At 32.4% G+C, this 25,263-nt stretch carries 27 protein-coding genes and 1 tRNA gene; 21 read left to right on the forward strand and 7 right to left on the reverse strand.

The window, feature by feature from the left end; translation table 11 throughout:
- Positions 1 to 24 precede the first annotated feature (24 nt).
- From DZ67_RS0108575 to DZ67_RS0108590, 4 genes are all read left to right on the forward strand, one after another.
- Positions 25 to 2,199 (forward strand): tetratricopeptide repeat protein, encoded by a 2,175-nt coding sequence (locus DZ67_RS0108575; RefSeq protein ID WP_024788221.1) that lies wholly within the window; start codon positions 25 to 27, stop codon positions 2,197 to 2,199.
- A gap of 49 nt (positions 2,200 to 2,248) precedes the next feature.
- A complete protein-coding gene (locus tag DZ67_RS0108580) occupies positions 2,249 to 2,974 on the forward strand; it encodes a Bax inhibitor-1/YccA family protein (RefSeq protein WP_024788222.1) in 726 nt (241 codons plus the stop codon).
- Positions 2,964 to 3,380 (forward strand): thiamine-phosphate pyrophosphorylase, encoded by a 417-nt coding sequence (locus DZ67_RS0108585; protein ID WP_024791035.1) that lies wholly within the window; start codon positions 2,964 to 2,966, stop codon positions 3,378 to 3,380. The genes DZ67_RS0108580 and DZ67_RS0108585 overlap by 11 nt, the downstream gene beginning before the upstream one ends.
- Positions 3,381 to 3,411: 31 nt before the next feature.
- A tRNA-Ala gene (locus DZ67_RS0108590) sits at positions 3,412 to 3,487 on the forward strand.
- On the opposite strand, the gene DZ67_RS11335 is transcribed toward DZ67_RS0108590, so the two are convergent.
- Complete coding sequence (locus DZ67_RS11335) at positions 3,438 to 4,169, reverse strand: glycerophosphodiester phosphodiesterase (RefSeq protein WP_084023942.1); 732 nt, start codon at positions 4,167 to 4,169, stop codon at positions 3,438 to 3,440. The genes DZ67_RS0108590 and DZ67_RS11335 overlap by 50 nt on opposite strands.
- A 25-nt stretch (positions 4,170 to 4,194) precedes the next feature.
- Here DZ67_RS11335 and DZ67_RS0108600 point away from each other — a divergent pair, with 25 nt between their 5' ends.
- The 4 genes from DZ67_RS0108600 (at position 4,195) to DZ67_RS0108615 (ending at position 10,026) form a co-directional block, all read left to right on the forward strand.
- Positions 4,195 to 5,886, forward strand: coding sequence for an ABC transporter ATP-binding protein (locus DZ67_RS0108600; RefSeq protein ID WP_024788225.1), 1,692 nt, complete (start codon positions 4,195 to 4,197; stop codon positions 5,884 to 5,886).
- Between the two features lie 62 nt (positions 5,887 to 5,948).
- Complete coding sequence (ilvD, locus tag DZ67_RS0108605; RefSeq protein ID WP_024791036.1) at positions 5,949 to 7,637, forward strand: dihydroxy-acid dehydratase; 1,689 nt, start codon at positions 5,949 to 5,951, stop codon at positions 7,635 to 7,637.
- A complete protein-coding gene (locus DZ67_RS10315) occupies positions 7,637 to 9,202 on the forward strand; it encodes a sensor domain-containing diguanylate cyclase (RefSeq protein WP_024791991.1) in 1,566 nt (521 codons plus the stop codon). Before ilvD ends, DZ67_RS10315 begins: the two co-directional genes overlap by 1 nt.
- Positions 9,190 to 10,026 carry a hypothetical protein gene (locus DZ67_RS0108615; protein ID WP_024788228.1) on the forward strand — a complete coding sequence of 279 codons (837 nt, stop codon included), beginning with the start codon at positions 9,190 to 9,192 and terminating at the stop codon, positions 10,024 to 10,026. Before DZ67_RS10315 ends, DZ67_RS0108615 begins: the two co-directional genes overlap by 13 nt.
- A gap of 62 nt (positions 10,027 to 10,088) precedes the next feature.
- Here the strand turns inward: DZ67_RS0108615 and amrA are convergent, their stop codons facing one another.
- From amrA to DZ67_RS0108635, 4 genes are all read right to left on the reverse strand, one after another.
- Positions 10,089 to 10,658 carry an AmmeMemoRadiSam system protein A gene (gene amrA, locus DZ67_RS0108620; protein ID WP_024791992.1) on the reverse strand — a complete coding sequence of 190 codons (570 nt, stop codon included), beginning with the start codon at positions 10,656 to 10,658 and terminating at the stop codon, positions 10,089 to 10,091.
- A 372-nt stretch (positions 10,659 to 11,030) separates the two neighbouring features.
- Positions 11,031 to 11,309 carry an EscU/YscU/HrcU family type III secretion system export apparatus switch protein gene (locus DZ67_RS0108625; protein WP_024791585.1) on the reverse strand — a complete coding sequence of 93 codons (279 nt, stop codon included), beginning with the start codon at positions 11,307 to 11,309 and terminating at the stop codon, positions 11,031 to 11,033.
- Positions 11,287 to 11,757 carry an RNA 2',3'-cyclic phosphodiesterase gene (thpR, locus tag DZ67_RS0108630; protein ID WP_024788231.1) on the reverse strand — a complete coding sequence of 157 codons (471 nt, stop codon included), beginning with the start codon at positions 11,755 to 11,757 and terminating at the stop codon, positions 11,287 to 11,289. Before thpR ends, DZ67_RS0108625 begins: the two co-directional genes overlap by 23 nt.
- Positions 11,754 to 11,963 (reverse strand): DUF2905 domain-containing protein, encoded by a 210-nt coding sequence (locus DZ67_RS0108635; protein WP_024788232.1) that lies wholly within the window; start codon positions 11,961 to 11,963, stop codon positions 11,754 to 11,756. The genes thpR and DZ67_RS0108635 overlap by 4 nt, the downstream gene beginning before the upstream one ends.
- 61 nt (positions 11,964 to 12,024) lie before the next feature.
- Here DZ67_RS0108635 and leuC point away from each other — a divergent pair, with 61 nt between their 5' ends.
- From leuC to DZ67_RS0108660, 5 genes are read left to right on the forward strand one after another with little or no spacing between them, the layout of a single operon-like run.
- Positions 12,025 to 13,302, forward strand: a complete 1,278-nt coding sequence (gene leuC, locus DZ67_RS0108640; protein ID WP_024791586.1) for a 3-isopropylmalate dehydratase large subunit — start codon at positions 12,025 to 12,027, stop codon at positions 13,300 to 13,302.
- Between the two features lie 52 nt (positions 13,303 to 13,354).
- Entirely contained in the window at positions 13,355 to 14,134 is a 780-nt protein-coding gene (locus DZ67_RS0108645; protein WP_024791587.1) for an undecaprenyl-diphosphate phosphatase, read from the forward strand.
- The gene (locus DZ67_RS0108650; protein WP_024791588.1) at positions 14,131 to 15,720 is read left to right on the forward strand and encodes an APC family permease; all 1,590 of its coding nucleotides are present in this window, start codon (positions 14,131 to 14,133) and stop codon (positions 15,718 to 15,720) included. The genes DZ67_RS0108645 and DZ67_RS0108650 overlap by 4 nt, the downstream gene beginning before the upstream one ends.
- Positions 15,717 to 16,688 (forward strand): agmatine deiminase family protein, encoded by a 972-nt coding sequence (locus DZ67_RS0108655; RefSeq protein WP_024791589.1) that lies wholly within the window; start codon positions 15,717 to 15,719, stop codon positions 16,686 to 16,688. The genes DZ67_RS0108650 and DZ67_RS0108655 overlap by 4 nt, the downstream gene beginning before the upstream one ends.
- On the forward strand, positions 16,660 to 17,049 hold the full coding sequence (locus DZ67_RS0108660; protein WP_024791590.1) for a hypothetical protein: 390 nt from the start codon (positions 16,660 to 16,662) through the stop codon (positions 17,047 to 17,049). Before DZ67_RS0108655 ends, DZ67_RS0108660 begins: the two co-directional genes overlap by 29 nt.
- A gap of 179 nt (positions 17,050 to 17,228) precedes the next feature.
- On the opposite strand, the gene DZ67_RS0108665 is transcribed toward DZ67_RS0108660, so the two are convergent.
- A complete protein-coding gene (locus DZ67_RS0108665; protein ID WP_024790325.1) occupies positions 17,229 to 17,540 on the reverse strand; it encodes a cupin domain-containing protein in 312 nt (103 codons plus the stop codon).
- Positions 17,503 to 18,141, reverse strand: a complete 639-nt coding sequence (locus DZ67_RS0108670) for an MqnA/MqnD/SBP family protein (protein WP_024791591.1) — start codon at positions 18,139 to 18,141, stop codon at positions 17,503 to 17,505. The genes DZ67_RS0108665 and DZ67_RS0108670 overlap by 38 nt, the downstream gene beginning before the upstream one ends.
- A 38-nt stretch (positions 18,142 to 18,179) precedes the next feature.
- Between DZ67_RS0108670 and DZ67_RS0108675 the strand changes: the two genes are divergently transcribed.
- From DZ67_RS0108675 to DZ67_RS0108710, 8 genes are all read left to right on the forward strand, one after another.
- On the forward strand, positions 18,180 to 18,401 hold the full coding sequence (locus DZ67_RS0108675; protein WP_024788239.1) for a MoaD/ThiS family protein: 222 nt from the start codon (positions 18,180 to 18,182) through the stop codon (positions 18,399 to 18,401).
- Positions 18,402 to 18,468: 67 nt separating this feature from the next.
- Positions 18,469 to 18,897, forward strand: a complete 429-nt coding sequence (locus tag DZ67_RS0108680) for a molybdopterin synthase catalytic subunit (RefSeq protein ID WP_024788240.1) — start codon at positions 18,469 to 18,471, stop codon at positions 18,895 to 18,897.
- Positions 18,898 to 18,938: 41 nt separating this feature from the next.
- Positions 18,939 to 20,129: a molybdopterin molybdotransferase MoeA gene (locus tag DZ67_RS0108685; protein ID WP_024791592.1), complete on the forward strand. Its 1,191-nt coding sequence runs from the start codon at positions 18,939 to 18,941 to the stop codon at positions 20,127 to 20,129.
- Positions 20,130 to 20,140: 11 nt separating this feature from the next.
- Complete coding sequence (gene nspC, locus DZ67_RS0108690) at positions 20,141 to 21,253, forward strand: carboxynorspermidine decarboxylase (protein ID WP_024791593.1); 1,113 nt, start codon at positions 20,141 to 20,143, stop codon at positions 21,251 to 21,253.
- Positions 21,254 to 21,308: 55 nt separating this feature from the next.
- Positions 21,309 to 21,761: a TM2 domain-containing protein gene (locus DZ67_RS0108695; RefSeq protein WP_024790330.1), complete on the forward strand. Its 453-nt coding sequence runs from the start codon at positions 21,309 to 21,311 to the stop codon at positions 21,759 to 21,761.
- A gap of 15 nt (positions 21,762 to 21,776) precedes the next feature.
- Positions 21,777 to 22,508 (forward strand): DUF996 domain-containing protein, encoded by a 732-nt coding sequence (locus DZ67_RS0108700; protein ID WP_024788244.1) that lies wholly within the window; start codon positions 21,777 to 21,779, stop codon positions 22,506 to 22,508.
- Between the two features lie 51 nt (positions 22,509 to 22,559).
- Positions 22,560 to 24,737: a type I DNA topoisomerase gene (gene topA / locus DZ67_RS0108705; RefSeq protein ID WP_024791993.1), complete on the forward strand. Its 2,178-nt coding sequence runs from the start codon at positions 22,560 to 22,562 to the stop codon at positions 24,735 to 24,737.
- The gene (locus tag DZ67_RS0108710) at positions 24,734 to 25,246 is read left to right on the forward strand and encodes a metallophosphoesterase family protein (RefSeq protein ID WP_024788246.1); all 513 of its coding nucleotides are present in this window, start codon (positions 24,734 to 24,736) and stop codon (positions 25,244 to 25,246) included. Before topA ends, DZ67_RS0108710 begins: the two co-directional genes overlap by 4 nt.
- The last annotated feature ends 17 nt before the right edge of the window (positions 25,247 to 25,263 follow it).

The raw sequence follows: 25,263 nt of genomic DNA on the forward strand, positions 1-25,263 counted from the left end.
AAACTTAACATTTAAAGGTAATAAGTGGCGGAAGAAGAAAATGTAATAATCATTGAAGAAGACAATAAGAAAAAAAAGAAATATTTTTTAATTATCATTATTCTTCTGTTAATTGCATTAATACTGCTTTTGGCTTTGGCTTTCGCAGTAATAAAAAAGAAAAAAGAAAATAATGTCGAAAATAAAGAAATTACAGAAATTGCCAAAAAACTTGAAAAAAAGCATATACAAAAAGACACCCTTAAAACAATAATTAAAAAAGCCGCAATTCTTTATAAAAACGGGCAGAAAAAAAAAGCCCTGGAATTATTGAATAAAGTTTCTTCTTTTTCCCAGTCTCTTTCAAATTACAATCTCGGTGTGATTAAAATGAAAGAGGGTAAATTTAATAAAGCTTTAAAATTTTTTCAAAAAGCGATAAACAATAAAGAAAATAGGGTTGTGAGTGCTATAAATGCTGCTGTATGTGCATTGAAGCTTAAAAATAAAAAACTTTTTGATTATTATATAAATTTGGCATATATTACTTTACCTGAAATTGCCAAATCAAAAAGTTATCCTTATTATTATGCCCTTGTGATGTATTATATGGGATATGAGCAAGAAGCGATTCCCGCTCTTAAAATGAACACTCCTTACAGAGAAGATTCTCAAAGGCTTTTAAGCGCAATTTACGAATATAATAATAATTTTATAAAAGCTCAGGATATTCAGAGGGCCCCTTTTTATAAAGGTCTTGATTTGGCGGAAATAGGTGAATATTCTTTGGCAAAACATTATTTGTCCATTTCAGATAAAAAAAAGGCCAAATTTGCCTTGGCTTTGGTGGATTTAAAACTTTCAGAATTTAAAGAAGCTTCAATACTCTTTAAAAATTTCGATGAAAACAATGTTTATCCTATCCGAATAAATTTAAAACCAAGTTTGTTTGACGTGAAAGTGGCACAAAAAGAGTTTAAAAACAGTTTTTTAGCTAAAAAAAGTGATTATTACGATTTGTTTTTTTATTTTGCCCCGTTTAAGGTTTACAGCCTGAACCAGACTATTGCATATTTAAAAAAGGGAATTGCCGGGATACCTATTGGGGCGATTGAAGAATCAAATTCATATCTTTCAAAAAGCGCTGTTTATTCAGGGCTGAATTTGGAAATTTCAAAAGCAATAAAATTAGCTCTAAACGGGCATATTTATCTGGCGAATAAAAAATTTCAGACACTTATAAAAAAAAGGGACACTTCTTATATTCTGCATTATAATCTTGCTTTGACTTATGCGCAGCTTGGGGATTACAAACAAGCCTATTTTCATTTTTTAAGGGCCTATCATTTGAATCCAGGTGATATGCTAAGCGGTATTTATGCACTTATGGCAGTTAGAAAAACAGGCAGAGACGATTCTAATTTACTTGCTTCTCTAAAAGAGGATTTAAACGGCAAAAATGTTTTGGAATATGGGCTTATTTCTTTAATAAACAATAATACCGTGGGCATAGCCGCATTTTTGGAAAAAAACGAAAAGCCAAATCCTCTGTGGATTTTGGCAAAACTTGCCGGTAAAGCTGTTTTAAATGAAAATTATCTTGATGAAGCATTAAAATTAAAAAGTATGTTTAACAGGGATATTATTGCAAATTTACTCTATTTTTATGCTGAGAATAAAAATTTAAGTGTTAAAAAATTAGCTCTTAATTTTCAGAGTCTGTTTCTGGAAAAAAACTGGGATATGAATGATTTTTATTACGGTGCTAAAGTTGTGAGAGACTGGTATTTTGAATTTGCCAAAATTTCCGGACTTTTAAACAAGGTAAGGTTTGATTTAGAAAAAAAAGCTAAAATAGAAAATTTTGATGTTATACCTCTTTTAAAAAGACTTGCTTTTGCAAATCTATATACCAAACATTTTGAAGAATCTTATGTTATTTACAATGATTTAATCAATAACAAAAATGTAGATGATCCTTTTACATTATACCAGGCTGCAGTTGCGGGAATAGGTGCCAATCATCATGCAAATGCAGTAGCTTTAATGGAACTTGCAAAATTAAAAAACCCGACATATTCAGAAGCAAGATACGGACTTGGACTTTTATGGCAGGAAGCCAATAACATTAGGGCAGCAAGAATTCAGTATTCAAAAATTCCTGACGGTTTTGAGAGTAAATATTTCGATTTTAATATAAAACCTCCAAATTCATACTAAATTCATCAATATATAATAAAATCTTATAAAATAAAACTGAGGAGGTAAAATGAAATTTAGTTCAAGTGATTTTAAACAAGGGCTTTTTAATAAAACTATCACAAATGAAACAAATCATGCAACAGAAGATATTAATGTTTTTGTTAAAAAAACATATCAACTTTTAGCCGGAAGTTTAATTGCCGGGGCCGTTGGTGCATATGTAGGAATGGGTTTTGTATCTAATATGATAAACCCGATAAGCGGAGGGCTTACATTTACATATTGGGGTTCTGTAATTTTGGAATTTGTTTTGCTTTTTGGATTATTGGCGGCGAAAAACAAGACACCGCTTAATTTGGTTTTACTTTTTGCGTTTACTTTTATGACAGGGTTTACATTAGCCCCGAGTTTGGCTGTTTTTATAGCAAGAAATATGGGCTATGTAATTGGAGAGGCGTTTGGTTTAACTGCTGTTGCTTTCGGTGCTTTAACTGTTTTTGCAATGAATACAAAAAAAGATTTTACCACTATGGGGAAAATGCTTTTTATTACATTAATTGTTTTAATAGTAGCAAGTATTGCCAATATTTTCTTACATCTGCCTATGCTTCAATTAATAATTGCAAGTGTAGGGGCGGTTTTGTTTAGTATGTTTATTTTATTTGACACTCAAAATATAATAAGGGGAAATGTAAGCAATGAAATAGAGGCTGCCGTTGCGCTTTATCTTGATTTTCTAAACTTGTTTATATCTCTTCTTCAGATTTTGGGATTTTTAAATAATGAAGAATAATTTGTATAGAAGCATTGATGCAAATATAAACAGGTTTAAAGAGGGTATAAGGGTGGTTGAGGATATTTTAAGATATGAATTTTCTTCTCCCCTTGCTTTTAAACTAAAAGAACTTAGACATATTAAAATTCCTGATTATGAAAAATATATAAAATACAGAGACTCAGCAGAGGATATTTTAAAAAAATCCACAAAAGATGAACTAACCCGTAAAGACTTAAAAGAGATAATTATTTCCAATTTAAAAAGAAGCCAGGAGAGTGCAAGGGTTTTAGAAGAGATTTTTAAATTATTTGATATTAATTTATCAGAAAAGTTTAAAAAAGCGAGATATTTATTGTATAATTACGAAAAAGAAATCCTCTCTCTAATAGAGAGTGAAAAGTTAAAAAATAAAAATAATTAAACTTTCCATTTTATACTTTTAATTTTTAGAAGGGGACATGGCTCAGTTGGTAGAGCACTACGCTGGCAGCGTAGGGGTCACGGGTTCGAGTCCCGTTGTCTCCACCAAATATCCATAATCACTGAAAATTCCGTAAACTCCCATTGAAAACAGTTTATTGGCTTCATTCTTAGAATTCATTGTATATACTAAAACTCTGTATTTTTTTAATTTTTCTAAAAATTTTTTTGTGACCAGTTTTTTTGAAATATGAATTGAATCTATGTTTAATGTTTTTAAGTATTCCATTGAAAAAGGCTTGTCAAAAAGTGCTGCGGTGGAAATATTGTTTTGTTTAAAAAATCTTAAATATTTGTGTTCAAAACTTGAAATTAACACTTTATTTTCAAATTCAAATTTTTTTATAGATTTTAATACTTTTTCCAAAAAGACAGGTTCATTTTTAAATACTTTTTTCAGTTCAATATTTACAGGCATATTCATTTCTTTGCACAATTCTAACGTTTCTTTAAGTGTTGGTATTTTTTCATCAGGATATATTGTAAAATTTTTTAATTCTTTCAGTGTAAATTTGCAAACTTCCCCTTTGCCGTTTGTGGTTCTGTCAATTGTGTCATCATGTATTACAACTATTTGATTGTCTTTTGTAAATGTAACGTCAAATTCTATAAAATCGGCGTTGTTTTTAGCTGCTTTGAACGCATTTAACGTATTTTCCGGATACAAAGCGCTTAATCCTCTGTGGGCACCTATAATATGAGGTTTATTAAAATTATCAAAAAAATTCATTATAATTCCTTAAAAAAGGCTTGGTTTGCTTACATTTAAAAAAATATTAAAAGAAATTCAAAAATATAAAAAAGAATTTATTACTGCTCAAATTATAGCACTTTTGGCTACACTTATCTCCATTCCTATACCACTTTTAATGCCTCTTTTAATTGATGAGGTATTACTCCATAAAGGTGGCTGGTGGATAGATTTTATTAACCGTTTCGGGAATTGCAATCCGTTTTGTTATGTGATGATAACTTTGTTTGCGGTGCTGATATTAAGGGGCTCTTTTATGTTTTTGAATATAGCCCAGGCATTTTTTTTTGAAAAAATAACAAAAGATATAACTTATAAAATAAGGTTGAGGGTAATTGAGCATTTAAAAAGAATTTCCCTTAATGAATATGAAAATTTAAAAACGGGGGATATTGCAAGCAGACTTATAAGCGATGTAAATACTCTGGAGGATTTTTTAATAAAATCGGTTTCGAAATTTGTAATTTCATTTTTGACGCTGATTGGAGTCGCTGTAGTTTTACTAAGTATTAATTTAAAACTTGGGCTTTTTATACTTTTGCTTAATCCTTTTGTTGTTGTTTTTTCAGGAAAACTGGCCAGAAAAGTTAAAAAATATAAACTTTCCCAAAATAAAACAATTTCTGTGTTTCAGGAAACTTTAATAGAAACTCTGGAACTGTTTGACCAGATAAAAGCATACAATAAAGAAAATTTTTTCTTTAAAAGACTGTTTTTACTGGCGGGGGAGATGAAGAAAAAAGCATTTGAGTTCAGCTACAAAAGCGAAGCTTTTAACAAAATGAGTTTTTTAATGTTTTTGGTGGGATATGAAATATTCAGGGCTGCCGGAATTTTGGCGGTTGCATATGATGATTTAAGTATCGGTATGATGATAGCGGTTTTCAGTTATCTGTGGTTTATGATGAGCCCTATTCAGGAAATTATAAATATTCAGTACTCTTTTTTCAGTGCAAAAGCGGCACTTGAGAGGATAAATAAATTGTTTGAACTTAAAAAAGAGCCTGTTTATGAGCATCAAAAGAACCCTTTTAGTAAAGAAGTTACTATTGAAACAAAAAATTTATATTTTAAATATAAAGAGATTCAGATTTTGGAAAATGTGAACGTGAAAATAAATCCTTTTAAGATTACGGCATTAATTGGTGCAAGCGGAGGCGGGAAAACTACATTTGCAAAAATTATTTCAGGACTTTTGGTGGCTGATAAGGGAGATATTTTATATAACAGTGTAAGTTATAAAGAGATAGGTTTAAATGAAATAAGAAAACATGTGGCCTTAATCTTGCAGGAAACTAAACTTTTTAATGACACATTAAGATTTAATTTGACTCTGGGTGAAAATTTTAGCGATGATGAAATCAAAGAAGCCCTAAAAAAAGCAGAGCTTTTAAATGTAGTAAATAAACTTCCAAAAGGACTGGATACGTTTATAGGTAAAAACGGAGTGAAACTGAGCGGCGGGGAAAGGCAGAGGGTTGCAATAGCAAGGGCAATTCTTTTTAAACCCGAAGTTGTAATTTTGGATGAATCCACCTCAGCCCTTGATATAGACACAGAAGACAGGGTTTTTAAAAATATAGAAAATTTTTTAAAACAAAGAACATCAATTATTATTGCCCACAGGGCTGAAACAATTGCAAAAGCGGATGAAATTTTAATGGTAAAAGAAAGAAATATTATAAAAGTTTCTTAAATTTATATTTTTTGCATTTTTTAGCTTAAAGTGTTAAAATACAAGGAAAAAAAGGACATAAAATGAGAAGTGATGAAGTAAAAAAAGGATGGCACAGAGCTCCTCACAGAAGTTTATTCAGAGCTACAGGACTTAAAGATGAAGATTTTGAAAAACCTTTTATTGCCGTTGCAAACTCTTTTATAGAAGTAGTTCCAGGGCACTTTTTTTTAAATAAATATGCGGAAATTGTAAAAGATGAAATTAGAAAAAACGGATGTGTGCCTTTTGAATTTAATACAATCGGTGTAGACGACGGTATTGCAATGGGGCACGACGGTATGCTTTATTCTCTGCCAAGCCGTGAGCTTATTGCAAATTCAGTAGAAACCATGATGAATGCTCATAAATTTGATGCGCTTATCTGTATTCCAAACTGTGATAAAATAACTCCGGGAATGGTTATGGGGGCACTCAGGGTAAATGTGCCTACTATTGTAGTGACAGGCGGACCTATGAGAGCTGGACATATGAAAGACGGAACTCCGATTGACCTTGCTACAGTATTTGAAGGTCTTGGTAAATTTGAAAAAGGTGAAATTGATGAGAATACTTTATACGAATTAGAATGTAATGCATGTCCGGGGGGAGGAAGCTGTTCTGGTATGTTTACAGCCAACTCTATGAATACATTAATAGAAGCTATGGGACTTGCCCTTAAAGGAAATGGAACCGTTCCTGCGCTTACATCTGAGAGGGAAGAGCTTCTAAGACTTGCGGCCAGAAGAATCTGCGAAATTGCAAAAGACGAAAAACTTTATGAACAGTATAGAATAAAAAATATTATCAATGAAAAAGCGGTTCATAATGCGTTTGTTGTGGATATGGCGATGGGTGGAAGTACAAATACGGTTTTACATATGATGGCTATTGCAAAAGAAGCCGGGGTTGATTTTGATTTGGCTAAAATTAATGAAATTGCAAGACATGTAAGCCATATTGCAAAAATTTCCCCTTCACTTCAGACAGTTCATATGGAAGATATTAATAAAGCCGGCGGGATCAGTGCGGTTATGAAAGAAATTTCAAAAAGAAGCGATGTAATACTTTACACTGATAATCCTGTAATTGAAGGCGGAAGTGTTGCCGATAGAATTAAAGATGCTAAAGTGCTTGATTATTCTATAATTAAACCTGTTGAAAAACCGTTTAGTAAAGTGGGCGGGCTTGCCGTTTTATTCGGTAATTTGGCTGAAGAAGGATGTGTTATTAAAACAGCCGGAATTGTCGGAAGTAGAAAATTTACTGGTCGTGCGGTATGCTTTAATTCCCAACAGGAGGCAATTGACGGAATTACAGGTGGAAAAGTAAAAGAAGGAGATGTTGTCGTAATCAGATACGAAGGACCAAAAGGCGGACCTGGAATGCAGGAAATGCTGGCACCTACCAGTTTAATTATGGGTATGGGGCTTGGAGACAAAGTTGCCCTTATAACTGATGGGAGATTTTCAGGTGCCACAAGAGGATTAAGCGTCGGGCATGTAAGTCCTGAAGCGGCCGAGGGCGGAATGATTGGACTTTTGAAAGACGGGGATATTATAGAAATTGATGCCGATAATTTTTCTATAAATGTAAAATTAAGCGATGAAGAAATTGAAAAAAGAAAAAAAGAATTTACCCCTATTAAAAAAGAGGTGCCAGGAAAATGGTTAAGGGAATACCGTGCCCTTGTTACAAACGCTGCTAACGGGGCGATACTTAAAGCGGATTAGTGAAAAAATATTTTTTTATTTTCTCTTCTTTTGTTTTTCTTACAAGTATAATACTGCTTTTTTTTATTGTTTTTGATTCTATAAATTATGCAAAAGCCAAAATGAATGAGGGAATTCATCAAAAAAGGATAAAAGAATATAATCTAATAATAAAAGAAAACAGAGACTATTTGTTTTCAATTGCCAAATATTTTGCCAATTCTCCTTTGGTTAAAAAAGCATATAAAGAAAATAATCCTAATTTAATTTATAATGAATTTTTGTCGCTTTTTAATATTATGCATAAAAAAAATCTTATTGAGGAACTTCATTTTTTTAAATATCCCGCTGTTAATTTTTTGGATTTTCCAAACGACAATACAAAAATGTTTGATGTCTCAAAAAAAAGACTTGATATTTTAAATATAGAAACTGCAAAAAAACCTGATGTATTTTATTATATTTGTGCAAAATATCCGGGATTTAGGGCCGTCTTTCCAATAGAGGTTGATTCAAAAATTGTTGGCAGCGTTTCTTTCGCTCAAAATATAGATTTTTTAATAAACAGATTTAAACTTTTGGGGGTTAAAAAAATATCTATTCTTTTAAATGACAAACTGCTTAAATTTTCTTTAATGCCGAAATTTTATAAAAGTTATAAAAAATGCCCTTTAATTGAAAATAAATATAGACTGTTGGGGGATAAAATAGAAAAGAATAGATATTTTATTACCAAAATTGATTTAAAAGATTATTTTGGAAACGAACTGGGAAAAATAATTTTAGCCGATAGAAATGAAATAATGTTTAAAGATATTGTTGTACATATTTTAGGTTATGTTTTTATATTTGTATTAATACTGCTTATGGGATGGTTTTTTTATTTTAGAATGTTAAATTATGTTATAAAAGAGCTTAATAAAACAGATATTTATGTAAAGTTGTTAAAAAATCAGGAGTTTGACAAACTTCCTAAAACTTTTGAGGTAAAAAATGAAATTAACGCTCATCAAAAAGCTATAATAGACGCTGCAAAGGAAATAAAAGCATTTATAAATATTTTACGCTCAAAAAACGAAGAATATTACAATAAAGCTTATATTGATGTTTTAACCGGTGCATTCAACAGAAGATTTTTGGAAGAAAAAGAACATGAATTATTTTTGAAATACAAAACTTTAAAAAAACAGGTTTCAGTATTAATGTTTGATATAGACGATTTTAAAAAAGTAAACGATACATACGGACATGATGTAGGAGATATGGTTTTAAGTGAAATAGGAGAAATTGTAAGAGGGATTTTAAGAAAAGATGATATTTTTATACGTTACGGAGGGGAAGAGTTTGTAATTATTTTAGAAGATGTAAAATTAAAAGAAGCTATAAAAATCGCTGAAAAATTAAGAAAAGCCATAGAAGAGGAAAAAATAAAAATAAATGACGAAAAAGAGATAAGTGTCAGCGTTTCCATTGGAATAAGCGAATTAAATTACGAAACTGACAACAATTTGTTTGATACGATAAAACGGGCGGATGAAAAACTGTATATAGCAAAAAGAAACGGTAAAAACAGGTGGGAAGTATAATAAAAACAGCTTTAGTTATAATAAAACTTGTTATTCCTTTTTATATTTTGGCTGATGTTTTAATCTATTTTCATGTTTTAGAACATATGTCTTTTTTGTTTAAACCTTTTACGTTTATTTTGGGCTTCGATGATAAGCTTGCTTTGAGTTTGGCTGCTGGGATGCTTTTTAATATTTATGCCGGGATTGCATTTGCCGCACCTTTAAATCTTAACCCATACGAATGGACTGCCCTTGGGCTTTTTATGGGAATAGCGCATGCTTTGCCTGTGGAAAATGCAATAATGAAAAAACTTGGTATTTCTGTTTTGTATTCTACAGTTTTAAGAATAAGCGTTGCGACCTTGGCTGTTTATATTTTTAAACTGTTTAATTTTAATTTCAGCGGGGGGGCAGTTTCAAAAAATATTGAAATAAGCCACTATAACAGTTTTTTTGATATGCTTTTGCATTCTGTTTATAATGCTTCAATACTTGCATTAAAAATTATTGTTTTAATCTCAGTTATCATAATCTTTATGGATTTTATAAAAGCTAAATTTTTTAAAGATAAAAATATAAGTTCACATTTTTCAATTGTAACAGGTTTGATTCTCGGAATAACTTACGGGGCAGGAATATTGATTAAAGAAAAAGAAAAACTCTCAAAAAAAGATATACTGTTTATCGGAACTTTTTTAATGATATGTCATTCGGTTATTGAAGATACCGCCCTTTTTGCCATTTTTGGGGCAAGCATATGGATATTGATTTCTATCAGGCTGATTTTGGCAATAATTATCTCTTTTTTAGTTGTAAAACTATATAACAAATCTAATTTTTGATTTTTAAAAAAATTTTCTATTATTTTTGTGTTTTATCTTCTGTCTGCAAAAAAGAAGAAAAATTAATCCTCTTTAACTTCTATTGCCTGATAGGTATAAATTACCGGATGGTATTGTAAACAGTCTCCCGGAAGTCCCGCTTTTAAGCAAAGATGTGCAAAAAACAGATCAAAATTTGGAAGCTCTTCCCATACGCTTGGCAGGAATGTCGCCTGATTGTTTGCAAGCTGTAAAATTACTCCGTCAACGCCCGGTCTGATTTTATTTCTTAAATCGTTTACATCTTCATATTCAAGTTTTTCCGGGATAGTAAGTACGCTTACTTCTATTTCAATCTCATCGAATTCTTCCTCTCTTAATGGTTCAAATCTTGGGTCGCCAAAAGCTGCTGATTTTGCATTTTCAATTACATCATCTATTAAAGGTCTGTATGGTAAAATTGAACCTATACACCCTCTAAGGTTAGAGCCTCTTGGCAGATTTTTCTTTTTTAAAGTTACAAAACAGGCTCTTTTTTCAGCCAAAAAAGGATATTTTTTTAACCATTCGTCTCTATCAATTAATTTTTTGCCTTCAAATTCTTCTAAAATTGAAAGTCTTGCAATTTTTGATAAAATTTTTAAATCTTCCATTTCCCCTCCTTTTTTATTATTTTACCAAAATTCTACACTTTTCATCGTGGCCGCTTTTTTATCAGCCAGATGAGCAAAGCTTATTTTTAACTTTTCACTTAGGTACTGACTAAATGGTAAAATATACAAGGATAACTACAAAGATAAAAATATGACAGCTTCAGAGCTTCATTTTGCTAACGCACCGCTCAAATTTTGCTAAAAATTGCAAACAGCTACGCAGGCCCTAAGGGTTCGGTGCAATTTTTTAAACGCAAAATTTTCGCTAAATTCCGCTACGCTGTCATATTTTTACTTTTTCATTATTTAGTCAGTGTCTTTCACTTAAAACTTGGCCACTTGGAACTTGTTTACTCGGCACTTGGAACTTTTTTATTTACTAAGCTGTGCCCTTTCTTCAAGTTTATAAAGCCATATAAAAACTTCCACGACAGCTTCATACATTTTTGGAGGTATTTCCTCTCCTACTTCAATATTTAAAAGCATATCGGCAAGTTCTTCATTTTGAAAAAGAGGCACATCAAATTCTTTGGCTTTTTGAATGATTTTTTGTGCAATTTCGCCTTTTCCTTTTGCAATAACTTTTGGAGCGTTTTGCTCATAAGCTTTATATTTAAGAGCTACCGCTTTAGTATTTGTAAATTTTTTCATATATAGGGCCTTTTTTTGTTAAAGTTGATTTGTAAAGGTATACTTCAAGCGGAAATTCAAAATTAATATGTTGCCATTTTTGTATTTTTTCTTTTAATTTATCTTTATCTTTTATGTTTTTAATTCTGCAAAGTGTAATGTGAGCTAAAAAGGGTTTATCGTTTTTTAGATTAAATTTTTTATTTATTTCTCTGTTTATTGAATCATTTCCTTCAACTTGCAAATATAAAATTTTATTTTTTAATAGATTTATCCCATTAATTTTCCATTTTCCATTTTGCATTTTCAATTTAATTTTATATTTCTCCGGTTCGTCTTCCCCTATAAATTTATGAGTTAAATGTAAATTCCAACCTTCCACCCATTTGCCATCAATCACATCTTTAAAATCGTTTTTAATAGTCTGATAAACCGGCAGATTAACAGGTGTTGCAATAAACAGTCTCAATGCATAAACCTTGATATGATATAAAAAACAGCACTTAAAACAATTGAAATAATAATTGAAGAAGTTATAGGAAAATAAAAACTAAAATTTTCTTTTTGAATTACAATATCACCCGGCAGATGAAACAGCGGAAAATCTTTAAAAAAATATAAAATAAGGCCTATAACTATAAAAATCACTCCAATAAAAATAAATATTTTTGCCATAAAAAGCCTTTTTGTTATTATTATAGCAAATTGATATAATTCCAATAAAAAAAGGATTTTTATGCCTATGACAATTACTGAAAAAATATTTGCTCAGCATTTAGGTAGAGTTGTTAAACCTGGTGAAATTATAATGTGTGATGTTGATATGACAATAGGAAACGATATTACCACCCCAATTTCAATTAAAGCTTTTAAAGAAAGCGGGGCTAAAAAACTGGCAAAACCGGATAATTTTGCAATAGTTTTGGACCATTTCATTCCCCCAAAAGACATAGCAAGTGCAAATCAGGCAAAAATAAACAGGGATTTTGCGTATGAGCATAATTTAAAAAACTTTTTTGATGAAAAAGATATGGGAATTGAACACAGATTATTACCTGAAAAAGGACTTGTAATTCCAGGAGACATAATAATCGGAGCTGATTCTCATACCTGTACTCACGGGGCGCTTGGGGCTTTTTCTACAGGAATGGGAAGTACTGATATTGCCTTTTGTATGATTACCGGAAAAAGCTGGTTTAAAATACCAGAAAGCATAAAAGTGGTATTTACCGGCAAAAGAGGCGAGCACGTTTATGGAAAAGATTTGATACTTGAGTTAATCAGAAGAATAGGAGTTGCCGGGGCGTTATATAAAGCTCTTGAATTTACAGGCGAAGTAATAGAAGAATTGCCGATGGATGACAGGATGAGTTTGTGTAATATGGCAATAGAAGCCGGGGCAAAAAACGGAATTATTGCTTATGATAAAATAACTGAGGCTTTTTTAGAAGAAGTAAAAAAATTTAATCCATTGAGGTCTGAGCCGAAAATCCACTACTCAGACCTTGATGCTAAATATTCAAAAATAATTGAAATAGATGTTAGCAAACTTGAACCGCTTGTTGCCTATCCATTCCTGCCGAGTAATGGAAAACCGATAAGTAAGGCGGTAAAAGATGATATTGAAATTGACCAGGTATATATAGGAAGCTGTACAAACGGAACTTTAAGCGACCTTAGAACTGCGGCAAACATTCTAAAAGGAAAAAAAGTTCATAAAAGAGTTAGGTTAATAGTAACTCCTGCAACCCAGAGAATTTACAAACAGGCTGAGCATGAAGGAATTCTCGATACGTTAATAGATGCGGGCGCTGTTGTCGCCAATCCTACCTGCGGAGCTTGTCTTGGCGGATATATGGGGATTTTGGGAGACGGAGAAAGGGCTGTTGCCACTACAAACAGAAATTTCCGAGGAAGAATGGGAAGCAGGGAAAGTGAAGTGTATCTTAGCAATTCAGCGGTAGCGGCGGCAAGTGCAATCGCAGGAAAAATTGCAGACCCAAGGAATATATAGTGAGTGGTGAGTAGTGAGTTGTGAGTTGTGCATTATGAAATAAGGAGAATTAATGAATATAATTGATAGTGTTGTGTTAGGGATAGTAGAGGGGATTACAGAATTTTTACCAATTTCTTCTACTGCTCATATGATTATAGTTTCCACTCTTCTTGGTTTAAAACAGACTGTTAGCAATGTGGCTTTTGAGGTTATCATTCAGCTTGGTGCTACATTGGCTATTGTAATGATATATCTTAATAAAATCAATTTTAAAGAATTTGAACTTTGGAAAAAGGTAATTTTGGCATTTTTGCCTCTTGCCGTTGTCGGATTTATACTCAGGCATCAGATAAAAGAGCTTTTTACTGTCACAACTGCCGCCTGGATGTTTATAATAGGCGGGATTGTCTTTTTTATAGTTGAAAAACTGTATAATGAAGAAAATAAAATAAATGAGGTTGAAAAAATAAATTTCAAACAGGCATTTATAATAGGTGTTTTTCAAGTTTTTGCCTTAATTCCTGGCACCAGTAGAAGCGGTGCTACCATCGTAGGCGGAATGCTTGGGGGACTTACAAGAAAAACGGCTGCTGATTTTAGTTTTTTGCTTGCAATTCCGACAATGTTTGCGGCAAGCGGGTATGAGTTTGTAAAAAATATCCACAATTTCAAAGACCAAAACGGCCTTATTTTAGCCGTTGGATTTATTGTAAGTTTTGTTTCGGCCTATATTGCCGTTAAATGGTTTTTAAAATTTGTTGAAAAATATACGCTTATACCTTTTGGAGTTTATAGGATTATTTTTGGATTGGCTTTACTTTATTTGATTCATATAGGATATATTGCATGAAAAAAATAGGATTTTGGGAAGCCTATTCCATAGGTATCGGCGGTATGATAGGAGGCGGTATTTTTGCCGTTTTGGGACTTACAATCCTTTTGGCAAAAGGCGGGGCTCCAATTTCATTTATTTTTGCGGGCATTATAGCCCTTATAACTTCTTATTCATATGCCAAGCTTTCTGTCAGATACCCATCAGAAGGCGGAACGGTTGAATTCTTGGTGAGGGCTTTTAAAAATAATCTGTTTACAGGTTATTTAAATACTCTTTTACTTGCTTCTTATATAATAATGCTTGCACTTTATTCTTATGCTTTTGGCAGTTATGCATCTGCTTTGTTTTTAGGCGGTGAAATGGATTTGGCCAAAAAAATATTTATAGTTATAGTAATTTCATTTTTTACCATAATTAATTTTTTTGGTGCATATGTGAGCGGGAAAGCCGAAGATGTAATGGTTTTTGTAAAAGTTGGAATACTTCTTATATTTTCTGTGTTGGGATTTTTTACAGGGGATTTTAGTAAACTTTCGCCTTCTCATTGGGAGAGTTTATTAAATTTAATGACAGGCGGTCTTATAATATTTTTAGCTTATGAGGGGTTTGAACTTATCGCAAATACAGCCCAGGATGTGGAAGATCCTGAAAAAACACTTCCAAAAGCCTTTTACGCAGCTGTGTCTACAACTATTTTTATTTACGTTTTAGTCAGTATTGTAACGGTTGCAAATGTATCTTACGAAGATGTTCAAAAATACCAGGATTATGTCTTGGCTGTGGCGGCCAAACCTTTTTTGGGAAAAGCGGGATTTATATTAATAGGAATTGCCGCACTTCTATCCACTTCTTCCGCTATTAACGCCACATTATACGGGAGTGCCAGGGTCAGTTATCTGATAGCCAAATTTGGGGAACTTCCAAAAAATTTAACTAAAAATATCTGGAAACACGGAACCGAGGGTCTTTTAATCTTAGCTGTTCTTACCATTGTTTTTGCACTTACATTTAATCTGGAAAATATTTCAATTGCAGGAAGTCTGGGATTTTTGATGATATTTTCTTTTGTTAATCTTGCCAATTTTAAACTTTCAAAATACACAGATTCTAATCCTTTTATACCGTTGGCTGGATTTTTACTTTGTTTAGTTTCTATCATTACTTTAATATCTTATAATTTAAAAACAAATCCTAATTCCCTTGCTTCATCCTTTGTAGTGTTGGTGCTTACTTTTTTGTTTGAGGTCGCTTACAGGTTTTTTACAGACGTGAGGCTTAAAGAAACTGTTGATGTAAAACTTAAAGAAAGAGAAGATTTGTTAAAAGATGCTGAAAAATATATAGATAAAATTTCATCCGCCGTTAAAAACAGTGTTTCTGATTCTGAAGTTTATCTTGTGGGTAAATATCTCTCACATGATAAATTAAAAGTGGGACATGTAAATTTTTATATCTTTTCAGACAAAAATAAGGAAAAAATAAACAGTGCCGTGGAAAAAATAGAAAAAGATTTGAATTTGCCGACATATAGCCCCTTTAATATTAAAGTTTTAAATAAATCTCAAAAAAATCAACTTCCAAAAGAAAATAAAAAACTATGAATTATCTGTTGCCTGAATGGGAAAAACAAAGCTTTATCCAGCTTGTTTTTCCACATAAAAATACAGACTGGGCCTGTTGTTTAAATGAAGCAATAGAGACTTTTAGCGAAATTGCGTATGCCATAGCGAGACATCAAAAAGTTTTGATCTGCTATGAAGATGAAAATACCATAAAGCATTTAAAGCATAAAAATTTTATTTTTAAAAAAATTAAAAACAATGATACATGGGCCAGGGATTTTGGCGCTATCAGCGTAAAAATTGATAATGAAGTTAAGCTGCTTGATTTTAAATTTAACGGCTGGGGGCTTAAATTTCCAAGCAATTTGGATAATGTAATTAATAGAAAAATTTTTAAGTTACATAAAAGCTATAATTTCGTGCTTGAAGGCGGAAGTATTGATACAAACGGGGAAGTTTTACTTACAACATCTCAGTGTCTTTTAGAGGAAAATAGAAATTATCCAATGAGTAAAGAAGAAATTGAGGAATTTTTAAAAAGTGAACTTTTTGTAAAAGAAGTTATTTGGCTAAATCACGGATCTTTGGAAGGGGATGATACAGATTCTCATGTTGATACACTTGCAAGATTTATAAATAAAGATACAATAGTTTACTCTTTATGTGAAGATAAAAATGATATTCACTATAATGAACTTAAGAAAATGGAAAAAGAGCTTAAAAAAACAAAGTTTAATTTAATCCCTCTGCCTCTGCCTTCCCCTAAAATATATGAAGGTGAAAGGCTTCCTGCAACGTATGCCAATTTTTTAATAATAAACAATGCGGTTTTGCTTCCTGTTTATGAGGATGAAAAAGACAAATATGTTTATGATTTGTTTTGCGAAATTTTTCCGGACAGGGAAATTGTTCCGATAAATGCAAATGTGTTAATCAGACAGCATGGAAGTGTTCACTGTATAAGTAAAGAGTATTTTAATGAACCTGAGCAAATTATCATTAGATGAGCTAAAAGAACTTTTAGAAGATGTAAAAGCTGAGATTAAAAAAAGAAAAACAAATTGGTTTTCTTTTAAAACTCCCAAATGTTTTAACCCTTTAAAACACGGTCCGGCTTACATTGCAAAACTTTATATGGCGGATGAGCGGGTTGAGAGGGAATTTTTTAACGATAACGGGAAAGAATGGTGTAAAAAGAAAAAATATTACAAAACTTCGTGGGATGTTGAGCTTAATGAAGACGATGTAATTGAATGCAGGCTTGAAAACGGGGGCAAATTTGACAAAAGAGAGTGGTATATAGTGGAAAATGGAGAATTACAACCTCTTAGCGATTTAAGCGAGGCTATTGAAAAACTTAAAAACTAATAGTTAGTAAAAAACTACAAAGATAAAAATATTACAGTTCAATGCTTCATTTTGCTAACGCACCATTCAAATTTTGCTAAAAATTGCAAACAGCTACGCAGCCCTTACGGGTTAAATGCAATTTTTTAACGCAAAATTTTCGTTAAATTCCGCAACGCTGTAATATTTTTACTTTTTCGTTATTTAAAAGTATTATATATATGAATAGCAAGCCAGATGGCAATTTTTTTGGTTTTTAAAAGAGTATGCGGTGTATTTGCAGGAATAAATAAAGTATCTCCACTTTTTAGCTTTTTAACAACTCCGTTTATTTCTATTTTGGCACATCCTTTTAGTAAAACCACAAATTCATCCTCTTTTTGAATAAAAGTCTGGGGAGTTTTTAGAGTGTTTGAGATAATTTTTTTAATTTCAATGTTTTTGTGTTTTAATAAAGTTTTAAATAGTTCGTTGTCAATTTCTGGTAATTTTTCTATTTCGTAAATATTCATCTGATTTTCTCCAAAACAGTTTAAGGGCTTTTTTCTCCCTCCATCCGAGAGGATAATAAATAATATTGTCTAAATAATCTTTTGCCTCTTTTGTGGAAATTCCAAGTCTTGTAGCATATTTTTTAAGTGTAAGAAAAGGCACTTTTTGTTTTTTTCTTAAAAATTCGTTTATCAGTTTTTCGTATTTTTTATGGTTTTTGTTTGCACAAAAGCAGGCAAATACAAAAGGCAGTTTATATTTTTTATGCCATACTTCTGCCAAATCGATACAGTTTTTCTGCCTGAATGCTTTATCCCCTATTACAACCTGCCCTTTTAAATTTAAAATATTTTTTAACATATTGGATGTATCGCTTTCTGTATCAAACCCTTCACCAGGACACAAAAGTACGGTTTTTACTTTTCTTTTTACAGCAATACCTGCATTAAAACATTGTTCGTTTTTTGCTTTGACTGAAGATATAAAAGCCGCATCAATAATTCTTTTTTTATATAATTTATTTATCTTTGAAGGTACACCTTTTATTATAGGGATATTCTTTTTTTTCAAAAATTGGTAAAATGGTAAAAGATTTAAATAATTGATATGACCGATTTTCATATTGACCTTTTTTTGGAATTTTAACATAAAGGAATCAAATGGTAAAAGTAGAATTTTTAGGACCAATTAACAAAAAAGCCATAGAAGTGGAAGTTAAGAGTTTAAAAGAATTAAGAGAAATTTTGAATAAAGACGAAAATTTAAAAAAATGGCTTGAAAATTCGGCTGTAGCCTTAAATGATAAATTGATTAATACGCTTGAAATAGAATTAAAAGACGGAGATAAAATATCTATTTTACCTCCTGTTTGCGGTGGGTGAAATAGTGAGTGGTGAGTAGTGAGTGGAGAATGCAAAATTAAGTAAAGTGAAAAATGAAAGGAATATAATGGTCGAGGTTTTTAACGGCGGTGTTCCCGTAATTGAAACGGTTGAGAGATGGTATGAGAATTTTAAATTGGAAGGTTTTGGCGCAATGATTCCGTTTATCGGCATAGTCAGACCCGATAAAGGGATTGATGGGCTTAGTTTTGATTTATATCTTCCTATGCTGAATCAGTGGTTTAAAAAATGGAATAATCTAGAAGATGCGAAAATAATGATGGCCCACAGTTTTGGTGATGTTATGGTAGGGGAAACAAGCTTTTTGTGTGCGGTTTTTACAAAACACAGGCGCGAGGGTTTTAAATATTTAGAAGAATTTGTAGAAGATTTTAAAGCAAACGCACCTATTTGGAAATACGATTTAATTAACGGTAAAAGAATTTTTGCAAGCGATAGGGCAAAACCACTGCCACAGGCTGGGATACTTAGATAGTTAAAAGTTAAAAATGAAAAGTTTAAAGTTAAGGAGAATAAATGGCACATATAAGTTTTGAAGAATCACAAAAAATTTTAAAAGAGAATTTGCCAAAAACTAAAGATTCTGAAAAAGTTTTTTTGGATAATGCCCTGAATAGAATTTTAGCCGAAGATATTGCCGCAAAATATGACAATCCTTATATGCCGACCGCCTCTATGGACGGGTATGCAATCAGATATGAGGATATAGAAAAAGAAATAAAAATAATAGGACGAAACCCTGCCGGAAGTTTTGAATTTAATAAAATAAGTAACGGTGAAGCCGTTAAAACATTTACAGGTTCTTTTATGCCGGAAGGTAGCGATACGTTAGTGCCTATTGAAAATGTTGAGGTCAAGGGAGATAAATTAATAGTAAAAGAAAAAGTAGAAAAAGGATATTCGGTTAGACCTATAGGAGAAGATTTTAGAAAAGGTGAAGTTTTAATAAAAAAAGGAACAGTAATTAAAGCCGGAGAAATTGGCGTTTTGGCAAGTCTTGGAATAAGCAGCGTATATGTGGTAAGAAAACCTGTTGTTTCAATTATTGCCACCGGGGAGGAAATTGCAGATATTAATGATGAAGTAAGGCTCGGGCAAATCAGAAGCTCCAATAATTATACCCTGAATGCTCTTGCACGAAGTTTGGGGTATGATTCTCATAATTTGGGAATTGCTGGGGATAAAAAAAATGAAATAAAAGAAAAAATTTTAAATGCGCTTGATTCAAGTGATATTGTTGTTACCACGGGGGGTGTCAGTGTGGGGGATTTTGATTTTGTAAAAGAAGTTACGGGTGAATTTGATGTTTTGTTTCACGGGGTCAATATAAAGCCCGGCCAGTGGATTATGGTGGCAAGGGCCGGCAGTAAATATATAGTTTCGCTTCCGGGATTTCCATACAGTTCGTTTGTTACGTTTCTTTTGTATGTGGCGCCTATTGCCGACAGTTTTGAAAATAAAAAATCTGTTGAGTTTTTAAGCGCGACTCTAAGGGATGATTTTAAAAAGGTTTTTAAAAAAACACAGTTTGTTGCTGTGAATTTATCTTTTGAAAACGGTAAATATGTTGTAGATGTTAGAGGTAAAAAAAGCGGCAGCAGTGCCATTTTGACCAATCTTATAACAACAAAGGCCCTGATGTGGCTTGATGAGGGGCTTTATGAATTAAAAGCGGGAAGCGAAGTTAAAATTATTAAATTTTATTAAAAAGGATTTAAATGATAAAAACTCCGGCTTATATAATAGAAGAAGAAAAATTAGAAAACAATTTAAAAATACTTGAATATGTACAAAAACAGGCAAATTGTAAAATACTTGTGGCTCTTAAAGGATATGCCGCATGGTCTACATTTGATTTATTGGAAAAATATTTAAGCGGAGCTACCGCGAGCGGTCTTTGGGAAGCAAAGCTTGGGAATATGAAACCCTGGGAAGTTCATACCTACTCACCAGCATATAAAGAAGATGAAATAGATGAAATAGCCGATATTTCCCATACAGTTGTTTTTAATTCATTTAATCAGCTTGAAAGATTTGAAAACAGGGTTAAGGATAAAGCTTTAATAGGGCTTAGGATAAATCCCGGTGTTTCAAGCGCCCCTGTGGCGCTTTACGACCCTTGTGCCCTTTTTAGCCGTCTTGGAATTACAAAGGAAAATTTTAAAGCAAATAAATTAAAAAATATAAGCGGTCTGCATTTTCATGCTCTCTGCGAGCAGTTAGACACTGCTTTGGAGAAAACTCTTGAAGGGTTTGAGAACAATTTCGGTGAATACATTAAAGATATGGAATGGGTAAATTTCGGTGGGGGTCATCATATTACAAGAAAAGAATATAATGTTGAAAATTTAATAAAATTAATTAAGGAATTTAAAAACCGTTATCCTAATATCAAAGATGTTTATCTCGAACCGGGCGAAGCTGTTGGGTTAAATGCAGGATATCTTGAAACAGAGGTGCTTGATATAATTGACAACGGAATGAAAATAGCAATTCTTGACACGTCGGCGGAAGCCCATATGCCAGATGTCTTAGCGATGCCATACCGCCCGGAAGTCAGAGGTGCGGGAAAACCGGGTGAGAAAAAATATACTTACAGGTTCGGGGGAGTTACATGCTTAGCCGGTGATGTTATAGGGGATTACAGTTTTGATGAGCCTCTTAAAGTGGGTGAACGGGTTATTTTTGAAGATATGGCGATTTATACTTATGTGAAAAACACCGCATTTAACGGGGTAAGACTTCCTTCAATTATAATAAAAAGAAAAAATGGAGAGTTTTTTGTATCCCGTGAATTTCATTACGAGGATTTCAGGGATAGGCTCAGTTGATTTTTTAATAAATAATTAATATAATTTAAGTCATAAAAAATTAAAGGAGAAAGAGATGAAAGGAAAAGTGTTAGATTTTAATCTTCAGGAGGGAAAAGGTGTAATAAGCGGGGATGACGGCAAACGATATGAATTTGAAATAAAAGAGTGGAAGGAACAGACCCCTCCGCAAAAAAACGATACTGTGGATTTTGAAGTAAATGAAGAAGGCAGGGCTGTAGGAATTTATTATGATTTGGAAAATTCTCCTTCATCAGGTGAAAAAAGTAAAATAGTCGCATTTTTGTTGGCTTTCTTTTTAGGAGGTTTTGGAATACATAAGTTTTATTTGGGATGCAATAAAGAAGGCATAATAATGCTGGTTGTTTTTCTTGTGGGTATTTTTTTAGCGGGAATTCCCTCTTTTGTAATTGCGGTAATCGCATTTATTGAATCATTAATATATATATTTAAATCCGATAAAGATTTTGAAGAAATTTATGTTAAAAATAAACGATGCTGGTTTTAGTAAATGAAAGGAAAAGTGTTAGATTTTAATCTTCAGGAGGGGAAAGGTGTAATAAGCGGAGATGACGGCAAAAGATACGAATTTGAAATAAAAGAGTGGAAGGAACAGACCCCTCCGCAAAAAAACGATACTGTGGATTTTGAAGTAAATGAAGAAAAAGCACTAAAAATTTATCTGTTGGAAACTCCGGATAAAAAAATAAAAGAAAATATTAAAACATTTGGAGGCAGCGGGGGAGTATTGCTGCTGATAGCCGGATTTTTTTCACCCATTCCACATATAGGGGCGGCTATTTCTTTGCTTGCGAGTGTGGTCGGGTTTATACTGATGGCTATTGCAATCAAGCAGCTTTCCGAATTTAAAAAAGATGAAAAAGCTTTTAAAAATTTTATAATAGCAACAGTGCTTTATTTTGTAAATTCTTTTCTGTTTTTATTTTTGATACTCGGTTTTATTATTGCAATAATGGCCGGAAGCGACAATTCTTCCGATGAAATGACTTCCGTTTTGGTTTTTGTCTCAATTATTGGAATTGTGTTATATATTTTGGGCATAGTTAGTTCGCTGTTTTTTAAAAAATGTTTTAATTCTTTAAGCAAAATAACAAATGAAAAAATGTTTTCAACGGGTGGAAATCTTATTTTTATCGGAAGTTTTTTAACAATAATAGTTGTTGGTTTTATAATTATATTAATAGGCTGGATTTTTGTTACCGTGGGATTTTTTTCTTTAAATTCAAACAGTTAATTTGACTTTTTTTCTTTTCATAAATATAATTGCGGCTAAAAAAGGCCTGTATTGAGTAAGAATTTGATAATAGTGGAATCTCCCGCAAAAGCAAAAACAATTAAAAATTTTTTAGGTAAAAATTATGAAGTTGTTGCGAGTAAAGGGCATATAAGGGATTTGCCCAAAACTTCATTTGGTATAAAAATAGAAGATGATAAATTCTTTCCTCAGTATCGCGTTACCAAAGACCATCAGGATATTGCAAAAAAACTGAAAGAACTTGCAAAAAAATCAGAAAATATCTATATAGCTACCGATGAAGACAGAGAAGGTGAGGCGATAGGGTTTCACATAGCAAACGTAATAGGCAAAAATCCGGAAGAACTTCCTAGAATTGTGTTTCATGAAATTACAAAAACCGCTATAAAAAATGCGTTAAAAACACCGAAAAAGCTTGATATTAACAGAGTAAACGCCCAGCAGGCAAGAAGACTTCTTGATCGAATTGTGGGTTATAAACTTTCACCTTTACTTAATAAAAAAATTCAAAAAGGTTTAAGCGCCGGCAGGGTTCAAAGTTCTGCGCTTAAACTTATAGTGGACAGGGAAAGGGAAATCAAAGCGTTTGTTCCTCAGGAATACTGGAGTATAGAAGCCGTTTTTAAAAACAAGGCCGGCAGTTTAATTAAATATAACGGCAAAAAACTTGATAAATTTGATATAAAAACAAAAGATGAAGCGGAAAAAGTAGTAAAAGAGCTTAAGCCTCTTGAATATACGGTTTCTAAAATAGAAAAGAAAAAAACAAAAGTAAAATCACCCGCTCCGTTTATGACTTCAACTCTTCAGCAGGTTGCAAGCAGCGAGCTGGGATTTGGCCCGAGAAGAACAATGCAGATAGCGCAAAAACTTTATGAAGGTGTTAAAACCCCTGTGGGCGAGAGCGGTATTATCACCTATATGAGAACTGACAGTTTAAATATTGCAAAAGAAGCCCGGGAGGGGGCAGTGAAATTTATAAAAGAAAATATAGGTGAGAATTATGCCCAGGCTAAAACATACAAAACAAAATCATCAGGTGCACAGGAGGCGCATGAAGCAATAAGACCGGTTGATGTGAGACTGACCCCGGAGGATTTAAAAAACTATTTAACTAAAGATGAATTAAAATTATATACTCTGATTTATAACAGATTTTTGGCATCTCAGATGAAAGATGCCGAATATGAAACCCAAAATATTTATATTTCCAATGAATTGGGCGAATTTAAAATAAGCGGTAAAAAACTGATTTTTGACGGATTTTATAAAGTTTACGGAAAACCGAGCGCAGATGAATTATTGCCTGAATTCAGAAAAGGCGAAAAATTAAAACCGGATGATGTAAAAGCAATCCAGCATTTTACAAAACCGCCTGAAAGATACACGGAGGCAAGTCTTATTAAAAAACTCGAATCTCTTGGAATCGGAAGGCCTTCCACTTACGCCCCGACCGTCACTTTGCTTCAAAACAGAAATTATGTTGAGGTAAAAGATAAAAAACTTTATCCTACAGAAATTGCCTTTAATGTTATTGAAACGCTTGAAAAACATTTTCCAAATATAGTGGATGCGAATTTTACTGCGAATATGGAAGAAATGCTTGATAAAATTGCGGAAAACAAAAAAGACTGGCAGGAAGTGTTAAAAGAATTTTACAAACCTTTTATGGATATGATTGATAAAGGATATAAAGAAATCCCCTCACAAAAAATTGCAAAACCAATTGATGAGACATGCCCTTTATGCGGGGCGCCTCTTGTTATCAGAAAAGGGAGATTCGGAGAGTTTATAGCCTGCAGCAGCTACCCGAAATGTAAATATACAAGGCCATTGAAAGAAGAAAAAGTAAAAAAAGCCGATGTCAAATGTGACAAATGCGGGGCCGACATGGTTATTAAAAAAGGAAAAAACGGGGAGTTTTTGGCATGCAGCAATTATCCGAAATGTAAAAACACAAAACCGCTTAACCCTCCTGAAATTCTTGAAGATGTAAAATGCCCGGAATGTGGCGGGGATATAATAAAAAGAAAATCCCGTAGAGGCGAGTTTTACGGTTGCAGCAATTATCCGAAATGCAAATTTATTTCCAAATATCGTCCCACCAATGAAAAATGTCCGGAATGCGGATATTTAATGGCCAAGCGTACATACAGGGGAAAAGAAGTACTTGAATGTATAAAATGCAAAACAAGGAAAGATATTTGAAAATAGGTATTATTTCAGATACACATAAAAAACCGGGAAGGGCCAAAAAAGCAATAGATTTGCTTTTGAGCAAAAATATAGAATTTATGCTTCATGCGGGAGATATTGTTAGAGTCGAAGTTTTGGAATATTTAGAAAAGAAAATCAGATATGTGGCTGTTCTTGGTAATAACGACCACCATTTATACAGTGTAATTGATAAGTATAATCTTGTAACTGAACCTTATTATTTTAAACTTGCAAACAAAACATGGAAATTAATGCATTATCCAAAATATATGTTTCCTTTGGATACCGATATAATTGTTTACGGACACACGCATGATGTGGATATAAGCTATAACGGTAAAAATTTGATTCTTAATCCGGGTGAAGTTTGTGCAAGAGACCACGGATTTTCTACATGTATGAGTCTGGATATTGAAGAAAATAAATACATAGTAACTCTTTATTACAGAAAAATTGATGATGGTGAATGGAAAGAAAAGAAAAAAGAATTTATTTTTTAATGCTATAATTAATAAAA

It is taken from the genome of Lebetimonas sp. JS138, assembly GCF_000523335.1.
Classification (GTDB): Bacteria; Campylobacterota; Campylobacteria; order Campylobacterales; family Nautiliaceae; genus Lebetimonas.